Genomic DNA, 9,047 nt, shown 5'->3' with positions numbered 1-9,047 from the left:
AACAGACAAGTTTAACAGTGCCTTATGTTTAAATATACTCGATTAAAACATCATCCAATGGTAATCTGGTGGTATTAAATGGAGATGCAGCTGCCTTGCCGATTGGAATTAACACAATTGGAAAATATCGATCAGACACATTAAATTTTTCTGCAAATTTACCTTTGTCAAATCCACCCATTGGCACTGTATCATAGCCTCTATCCTTTGCAATCAGCATAATTTGCATGGAAATAAGGCCAGCATCGAATGTTGCAATATGTTTACGAATCTCTTCTGGTGCATATGGATACGTACTATTGGCGCTTTGAATTAAACGATTCATATTGGCTTCATCCATAAACCCTGCTTCATGTGCACTGCGATAAACTTGCTCAATACTCTTGAACATCTCTTTATCTCCGAGTACAGCTATAACGGCTGATGCCGTTTCTACTTGTTCCTGGTTATTTGAAATGGCTCTTAACTCTTTTTTTGTTTCTTGATCCTCAATTACAATAAATCGCCATGGTTGAAGATTGCTGGATGATGGTGCTGTAGTCGCTTCTTTTAAAATATCCTTTATTTCCTCTTGTGGAATTTTAAAATTAGGATCATATTTTCTTATTGAATGACGTTCTTTCATTACCTCTGATAAACTTTTTGTTAAAGTTGTTTTCATAACTGTTCCTCCATTCTTCTAGCTTACTAAAAGTAAGTATGAATTTAGCTTACTAAAAGTAAGTATGTATCGTCAAGTGAAAAGTTTGTGTTATGATACTAATAGAAAAGTCTAAATGAGGTATTTTAAAATGAATGAAATTTACAATTGTCAAAATAACGATAATAAGAAAGAAATTCCGCATTTCTGCACAAATTTCCTTAATTCTATTGAGTTTATCGGCAAGCGATGGACAGGTATTATTATTTATACTTTGCTAAGAGGGCCGAAAAGATATAATGAAATTATTTCCGAGATACACGGAATTTCCGACAGGCTGTTAACCGAACGGTTACGTGATTTGGAAAAGGAAGGATTAATCGTGAAGAAAATGATTAATCAATCTCCAAAAAAAGTGGAGTACGAATTAACAGAGGCTGGTAAACAATTGGAAGAAGTGATCGAGGCACTTATGAAATGGGTGAAAAGCCGCAAAAACATATAACATAAAAAGCCTGCACAAATTGTGCAAGCTCGTCATTATTTTAGGTTGGGGCGATGAAATAGTCCCATAACCTCAATGGTTTCAGTGATATTAACAAAAGCTGTTGTATCAATTTCCGTGATTAATTGTTTTACTTCGTTCAGTTCGTATCTGGAAATGACCGTTATCAAAATGTCCCGCTTCGAATTGGTATACCCGCCTGTACCATCCATGATGGTCAAGCCACGATATAGATTGGTCAACAAATGCTCTCGTAGCTCTTGCCCTTTTTCAGTAATAATCATGATCGTTAACTTGGCATGATCCGTATAGATGGCATCAACCACTTTTCCGGTTACATAAATGGACACGAGTGTATTCAGGGCTGAATCCCAATTAAATAAAAATCCACTTATCATGATGACCACTGCATTCATTCCTGAAAGTAAAACACCAATTGGAAAATCCATTTTTCTTGCAACTATCATTCCGATAATATCGAAACCACCAGTTGAACCCGAACACCGGAACACTAAACCTACACCTAGCCCGGTTACTGCTCCTCCAAAAATGGAAGATAATATGGTATCTTTTGCAATAGGAACTACCGGGATCAGATAAAGTGCTAGTGAAATAATAATAACTGATAGTACTGAATTAACCATAAATTTTTTTCCGAGCATCTTATATCCCAGGATTAATAAGGGAAGATTTAATAGAAAATTAATCAGACCTGTGTTTACAGGTGTTATCATCCCTAAAATCATGGAGATCCCGCTTAACCCACCACTCAAGATATGGTGTGGAATTAAAAAGAGGTTGAACCCTACCCCAACAATAAGAGAGCCGACAATTAATCCTAACCATTTCATGATATAATTTCCCCCACCACTAATCATTTCTTTCTCAAATAATAACGATTTTTATATCGTCTGTAAATTTATTTATTTTTCCAATAATATTCAATTCCAAGAAATTATTTCTATTGACATTTTCACTATAATATTTATACTTTAGTAGTATATTAACTTTATAGATAAATCCTCATCAAACCGATGGGGTAGAGGTCGCGGTTTTTATTAGTAAAACGGAAGAAATGCAAGAGACGTTAGAGACTCCGTTTGAAAGGAAAAGCTGCCGAAGTGTGCTTTAATCTCTGTTATAGCATGCTGGGGCTGTCTCCAAACAGGAACAGAACTGTCACACTTTAGTTTTACCAGCTAAGTGTGTTGAGCTATCTTTCGGAAGGTATGATGCGGGGTACTTATAATGCCATCGAATCTGCTTCGTTGGCATTTTTCTATTCCAAACTCCTTCTAAAGAAACTCGCCAAATGGCAAACCCAATTGGGTTGAACATGAGACGCAGTTCTCTATTGCATTCAGAATTTATTTCTGAATAGCCTATTTTTAAAGGAGTTATTTTTATGCAATCTGCTGCACAAAACAGGGATTATTCAGAAGTCCAGGTTTCTAACAATGAATCAGAGCAATTAAGAAGAAGCTTAAAATCACGTCACCTTACCATGATTTCATTAGGTGGGACCATTGGTACTGGTCTATTTCTTGCCAGTGGCGGTGCCATTCATAGTGCTGGTCCTGGTGGCGCAATTCTTTCATATCTCGTAATAGGTGTCATGGTTTACTTTTTAATGCAGAGCTTGGCAGAAATGGGCGCATATATGCCAGTTGCTGGGAGCTTTAGCACGTATGCAACAAAATTTGTTGATCCATCATTAGGTTTTGCACTTGGGTGGAACTACTGGTATAACTGGGCTATCACAATTGCCGCTGAGCTTTCAGCTGTAACCATGATAATGAAATTCTGGTTTCCACATACACCTTCTTTATTGTGGAGCAGTATCTTTTTAGTGATTATGTTCTTGTTAAATTATCTATCTGTAAAAGGCTTTGGGGAAGCAGAATATTGGTTTTCATTAATTAAGGTCGTTACAGTCATCATTTTTATCATTGCCGGTACTTTAATGATTTTTGGAATCCTGGGTGACCATGCAGTAGGATTCAAGAATCTAACGATTGGTGATGCACCCTTCCACGGCGGTTTTATGACCATGCTTGGTATATTTATGGCGGCAGGTTTCTCCTTCCAAGGCACTGAACTTCTTGGGGTTGCTGCTGGTGAAACGGATGATCCCAAAAAGGCTATTCCTCGTGCCGTTAAATCAGTATTTTGGCGCATTTTATTATTCTATGTATTAGCTATTTTGGTCATCGGTCTTCTTATTCCATATACTAACGAAAATTTGGCCAATGGTGATGTATCGGTAAGCCCGTTTACCCTTGTATTTCAAAAAGCAGGAATCGCATTTGCAGCATCTGTTATGAATGCCGTTATCTTAACTGCCGTATTATCCGCGGGTAATTCAGGGATGTACGCATCTACAAGAATGCTATGGGATTTGGCTCGCGAAGGAAAAGCTCCAAAATTTTTAGCAAAATTAAATAAAAATGGTGTTCCTATCAATGCATTAATTGCCACAACTTTAGTAGGAACATTAGCGTTTCTTGCCTCATTTTTCGGTGATGGTACAGTTTATGTCTGGTTATTAAATGCTTCCGGGATGTCAGGGTTTATCGCTTGGCTTGGAATCGCGATTTGCCATTATCGTTTTAGAAGGGCATATGTGGCCCAAGGAAGAGATTTAAATGAGTTACCATTTAGAGCAAAGTTATTCCCATTTGGTCCGCTCTTCGCATTCGCAGTATGCGCCTTCGTTGTCCTTGGTCAGAACTATTCTGCTTTTACGGGTGATCATATCGATTGGAATGGTGTAATGGTATCATATATTGGATTACCTCTATTTTTGGTTGTTTGGTTAGGCTATAAATTTACCAAGAAATCCAAGTTAATCCCGTTAGAGCAGTGTGATTTAGCTGTTGAACCAGATGAGGATATGTAAAACAACAATAATGACAAGTGGCTCCGAGATCCGGAGCCATTTTTTAATGCCAAAAAAGACCAACCTAGAGCGGGTTGGTCTTAACTTTGGTTTATTAAAATTCTGCATTACCTGGTGTTCTTGGGAATGGAATAACGTCACGGATATTAGTCATTCCTGTTAAATACATAATTAGGCGTTCAAAGCCTAAGCCGTATCCTGAATGTTTAGTACCGCCGTATTTTCTTAATTCAAGGTACCACCAGTAATCTTCTTCAGTCATGCCAAGCTCTTTAATTTTGCCGGCTAGAACCTCTTCCCTTTCCTCACGTTGACTTCCGCCGATTAATTCGCCGATTCCAGGGACCAGTAAGTCTGTGGCAGCAACTGTTCTATTATCTTCATTTAATCGCATATAGAATGCTTTAATTTCTTTAGGGTAATCTGTAACAAAGACCGGTTTTTGGAACACTTTTTCACATAAGTAACGTTCATGTTCTGTCTGTAAATCTAATCCCCATTCTATCGGGTAAGCAAAACTCTCACCTGACTTTTTCAATAATTCAATGGCTTCTGAATACGTAACTCGTCCAAAGTCTGAGGTATGGGCATTATTTAACCGGTCTAATAAACCCTTTTCAACAAAGCTATTGAAGAAGTCCATTTCTTCTGGAGCCTGTTCTAACACATAGCCAATTACGTACTTAACCATTTCTTCTGCTAAGTCCATGATGTCTGGCAGTTCTGCAAATGCCACTTCCGGTTCAATCATCCAGAACTCCGCTGCATGTCTAGCCGTATTGGAATTTTCCGCTCTAAAAGTTGGTCCAAAGGTGTAAACATTTCGGAACGCCAAAGCGAATGCCTCTGCAGAAAGTTGGCCGCTTACAGTTAGGTTTGTTTCATTGCCAAAGAAATCTTTCGTGGCATCCATTTTTCCTTCCTCATTTTTCGGAGGGTTGTCTAAATCCAGAGTGGTGACTCTGAACATTTCCCCTGCACCTTCCGTGTCGCTTCCAGTGATAATTGGCGAGTGAACATATACAAAGCCTTTATCTTGGAAGAATTTATGAATGGCATAGGAAGCAAGAGAACGAACCCTGAATACAGCAGCAAAGGTATTGGTTCTTGGTCTTAAGTGAGCAATTGTGCGTAAGTATTCAAAGGTATGTCGTTTTTTCTGCAACGGATATTCCGCTGATGAAGTTCCTTCAATGGAGATACTAGTCGCCTTAATTTCAAATGGCTGCTTAGCTTGAGGAGTGTGGATGAAGTCCCCCTCCACTTTAATTGAAGAACTAATGGAAAGTTTGGCAATTTCCTTATAATTGTCTAACTGATCATCAAATACAATTTGGACACTCTTAAAAAAGCTTCCGTCATTTAATTCAATGAATCCGAATGTTTTGGAATCACGAATAGTACGGATCCATCCAGAAATTTGTACTTTTTGATCAATATAACTTTCCGTATTTCTGTACAAATCTTTGATTACGGTTTGTTTCATTTCTGTTCCTCCTAAATCTTATGTAAAGGTTTCACATCGCTAAGGGAGTTCCCTTCCTAAGCTGATGCTGCTCATGACATAAAAAGCCTCCCATCCCTATGGGACGAAAGGCTCCCCTATTGTTTAACGCTGTCTCATATCCCTATCATATTATATAAAAACCATCATAAATAAGCAATATTCAACAGTTTTTCCATAATAGCATTGTAAAAAGTTTGAATTTTTCGTAAATTGTTAAAAAAACAGAAGGAATATAACAAATATTGGTCGAATGTTATATAGTGTATAAAACAAAGTTCGATTCATAAAGCCAGGAGAGTGATTTTGTTGGACAAAATAACCTGTATTGCCTACCTTCTATATGAATCATCTGTGAATGCCGACACCAAAGAAAAGGCCATTCAATTATTAAATGGCGATATAACCATTCGTGATTTAAAAAGAAATAGACTTTTACAAGCCAATGTGACCCTTGCAGAATCATTGTTTAAAAAAAATAAATTGGACAAGTCCCTTGTTCAGCAATTTGCAGAACAATTTATGTTAGTCGAAAACTAATTGGCTTCCAAAATTGGAGGCCAGTTTTTCAACATTTTCTTACAAAAAATCCCTCTTCCATATGAAATTATCACTGTGATATAATGTAAAAACCCTAATAACTCCCAAACAATTCTTGCACCCAAAGGTATCCTTTTAGAAGCACTAACTTGAGTATCCCTCTCCCAAGAATTTCAGATAACACTGTTTTAACCATTACAATTGAAAGATAGGTGATTTATTATGGTACAAGTAGAAGTAACCATTCATTTTGAAGGTAGAAAGTATTTAACCAATGTCATTACTGATCGCGAGACTTCAAATGAAGAAATAATGAGATTGGCTTATGAGCAGGTAGAAAAGCAATGGAAGAAGTAAATATAGGAAAAAAGGCTGTTTGATCACAAGGTGAATCTAACAGCCTTTTATTAAGTTTAGTTATCTATTTCATAGGTATTCCTTGAAACCCGCTCCATTAAAGGACTTATTCCGTTTGTCGCAAACAAATGCAATTCATGCATAGCCCTCGTACAAACTGTATAAAATAGCTTCCGTTCCCCTTCACTTCGATATTGCGAAATATCGTATACAATGACTGCATCAAATTCAATACCCTTCGCTAAATAGGATGGGATGACTAATACCCCTTGCTCGTAGGAAAGAGTTCCCTTTTCAATCAAATGAATGGAGACCTTCCCTTTTAGGGTTTCAAACGCCTGCTTACTTTCTTCCGCAGTCCTGCAAATAATGGCAATGGTCTTATATCCATCTTGTTGCAAATCATGAATTTTATGAAGTGTGTGGTTGTTTATCAAGTCAGGATTACTATAAGTGACTAATGGTTTTCTCCCTAACCTATTAAATGGCTCAATCTGCTCTCCGCCTTCAATGATCCCTTTTGAGAATTCTACAATCTCCTTCGTAGAACGGTAGGTTTTTGTCAAAATAACGGTCTCTGCTTCTTTTTCTTCGAAAGCAAGATCCGTAAGTACTGTTTGGGATCCCGTAGCACCAGAATAGATTGCTTGATTAAAATCTCCCAATAGCGTTATTTTACTGTAAGGGAATAACTTTTGAATAAAGGCAAATTGAATTGGCGTATAGTCCTGTGCCTCATCAATGAAAATATGACGAACTCCCGTATTGGTTTTCCGTCCCTCAATGAGATGCTGAAGATAAACATAGGGTGTAGCATCCTCATAAGGGATTGTTAGTGACTTAAACTGTTCCACTGTTTGCGTACGAATTTTTTCCCAATTAGTCGGCAACCTATAATCTTTATGATTCTGTTCAAAAAAATGAATATACATTTCCGACATATCGATAAATTTTAATCCTTTTACAGCAACAAACAACGGTTTAAATCGATCTTTTACCACCATTTCGGCCAAAAACTTTTGTTCCTGTTCAAAATCATCGAATGAATGTTCCGAGTATCGTTTGTTTGCTTGAAGTTTCTTAAATGCTTCTAAATAATCTTCTTTCTCTAAAAACTGTATCTCCTCTTCTACCCAGTCTCTGGACATTTGCCGTTTCACCCATTTTTTCAATTCCCGTCTCAGCCATTCCTGAACAAGCTGAATCCTATTTGGAATAGTAAGATAGTGATCTAAATCGTAAAAATAATTCCTAATTTCTCTTTCAGAAATTAATGTTTCCCCTCTAAAGTTCAGATTCTTAAATCGCATTCCTTTAGTTGCCAGTTCTTCTGCATATTGATCAATCATTTCCCTGTAAGCGACTCCGGCTTTGAATCGAATTCCTGTAATCCTGACCATCTTGGCCTCTTCATTTTGTTCCTTTAACAAATATTCCATTTGCGCAAAGGGATCCTCCACGTTAAATTCTCTCCCTAAACGTTGATGTAAATATTCCTGAAAAGTCGTTTGCTGCATATTTTCCTCACCCAACTCAGGAAGAACCGTAGCCACATAACTGTTAAACAAAGGGTTTGGAGAAAATAACAGGATATTTTCCGACTTTAAAGTTCCTCTGTAACGATATAATAGATAGGCAACCCGTTGCATCGCAGCAGAAGTCTTTCCGCTGCCCGCGACACCTTGAACAATCAGTAAATTACTTCGTTCATTCCTAATGATCATATTTTGTTCACGTTGAATGGTTGCTACAATACTCTTCATCTGGGTGCTGGCATTATTTCCCAGGACCTCCTGAAGCATTTCATCCCCAATGGTGACACCTGTATCAAACATGCCTTTTATTTCTGAGGACCTAATAATAAATTGCCGTTTTAGTGTCATTTCTCCATTAATCGTACCATCAGGAATTTGGTATTTAGCGGGACCTGGAGGATAATCATAATACAGACTAGAAATGGGCGCCCGCCAGTCATATATCAGGAAGTTTTCTTCTTGTTCATCCATTAATGAGGAAATTCCCAAATAAACTTGTTCTGGCGCAGCTTCCCCTTCTTCAAAAAAATCAATCCTACCAAAATAAGGGGAGTATTTTAATCTTGCTAACGTCCTCAGTTGCCGGTCCAATTGATGATGCGTTCTCTCCCGTTCTGAAAGTAATTCTGCCTGCTGCTTAATGCTTGCTGCCGTTTCGATCACATCATCAGGTTCATCCAGATTAACGGTAACATCCTGCCAAAATGTTTTACGCAATTCAAGAACATCCGAGCCGACTGTACCAGCATTTTTATCTAGCTTTTTTGATTTGTTATCAATCGCTTTTACAACCAAGTCCACCCGTTCCTGTTCCAATTGCCAATCCTTATTCTGTACGTCACTCATAAAAACACTCCCCAGAAAAAAATTTGGTTGTTGATGTTGACAACCGGCATACTCTTGTGGTAAATTTAAATTAGGGATATACTAAATAAATTTATGAATTCACCTATATACCAATATTCATTTTAACATGTTCCTTCTTTTCATACAAGTTTCTTTTGCCTACTTACATCATCAAACGCCTAATTGGCGTTTTTTTATTTTCCCCTCAAACTTTAATACCC

8 protein-coding genes and 1 riboswitch are annotated in these 9,047 nt (G+C 37.5%); of the genes, 4 read left to right on the top strand and 4 right to left on the bottom strand.

The annotated features are described in order from the left end of the window. Positions 1–28: 28 nt before the first annotated feature. Complete coding sequence (locus V7083_RS02905; protein WP_335475187.1) at positions 29–661, bottom strand: nitroreductase family protein; 633 nt, start codon at positions 659–661, stop codon at positions 29–31. A 130-nt stretch (positions 662–791) separates the two neighbouring features. Here V7083_RS02905 and V7083_RS02900 point away from each other — a divergent pair, with 130 nt between their 5' ends. Then, positions 792–1,145, top strand: coding sequence for a winged helix-turn-helix transcriptional regulator (locus V7083_RS02900; protein WP_335475185.1), 354 nt, complete (start codon positions 792–794; stop codon positions 1,143–1,145). 35 nt (positions 1,146–1,180) lie between these two features. Here V7083_RS02900 and V7083_RS02895 read toward each other — a convergent pair whose 3' ends face one another. Next, the gene (locus tag V7083_RS02895) at positions 1,181–1,996 is read right to left on the bottom strand and encodes a YitT family protein (RefSeq protein ID WP_335475183.1); all 816 of its coding nucleotides are present in this window, start codon (positions 1,994–1,996) and stop codon (positions 1,181–1,183) included. A 181-nt stretch (positions 1,997–2,177) separates the two neighbouring features. Beyond that, positions 2,178–2,369, top strand: a riboswitch (Lysine riboswitch). 181 nt (positions 2,370–2,550) lie between these two features. Here V7083_RS02895 and V7083_RS02890 point away from each other — a divergent pair. Continuing rightward, a complete protein-coding gene (locus V7083_RS02890; protein ID WP_335475181.1) occupies positions 2,551–4,044 on the top strand; it encodes an amino acid permease in 1,494 nt (497 codons plus the stop codon). A gap of 94 nt (positions 4,045–4,138) precedes the next feature. Here V7083_RS02890 and asnS read toward each other — a convergent pair whose 3' ends face one another. Next, positions 4,139–5,530 carry an asparagine--tRNA ligase gene (asnS, locus tag V7083_RS02885; RefSeq protein WP_335475179.1) on the bottom strand — a complete coding sequence of 464 codons (1,392 nt, stop codon included), beginning with the start codon at positions 5,528–5,530 and terminating at the stop codon, positions 4,139–4,141. A gap of 327 nt (positions 5,531–5,857) precedes the next feature. Here asnS and V7083_RS02880 point away from each other — a divergent pair, with 327 nt between their 5' ends. Both V7083_RS02880 and V7083_RS02875 read left to right on the top strand, forming a co-directional pair. Then, positions 5,858–6,088 (top strand): hypothetical protein, encoded by a 231-nt coding sequence (locus V7083_RS02880; RefSeq protein WP_335475177.1) that lies wholly within the window; start codon positions 5,858–5,860, stop codon positions 6,086–6,088. A gap of 222 nt (positions 6,089–6,310) precedes the next feature. After that, complete coding sequence (locus V7083_RS02875) at positions 6,311–6,445, top strand: BA3454 family stress response protein (RefSeq protein WP_335475175.1); 135 nt, start codon at positions 6,311–6,313, stop codon at positions 6,443–6,445. 56 nt (positions 6,446–6,501) lie between these two features. Here the strand turns inward: V7083_RS02875 and helD are convergent, their stop codons facing one another. Beyond that, positions 6,502–8,826 (bottom strand): RNA polymerase recycling motor HelD, encoded by a 2,325-nt coding sequence (gene helD, locus V7083_RS02870; RefSeq protein WP_335475173.1) that lies wholly within the window; start codon positions 8,824–8,826, stop codon positions 6,502–6,504. Positions 8,827–9,047 lie beyond the last annotated feature (221 nt).

The sequence above is a fragment of the Bacillus sp. JJ1764 genome (assembly GCF_036962145.1).
Taxonomy (GTDB): domain Bacteria; phylum Bacillota; class Bacilli; order Bacillales; family Cytobacillaceae; genus Neobacillus.
This window is presented reverse-complemented; position numbering and strand designations above follow the sequence as displayed.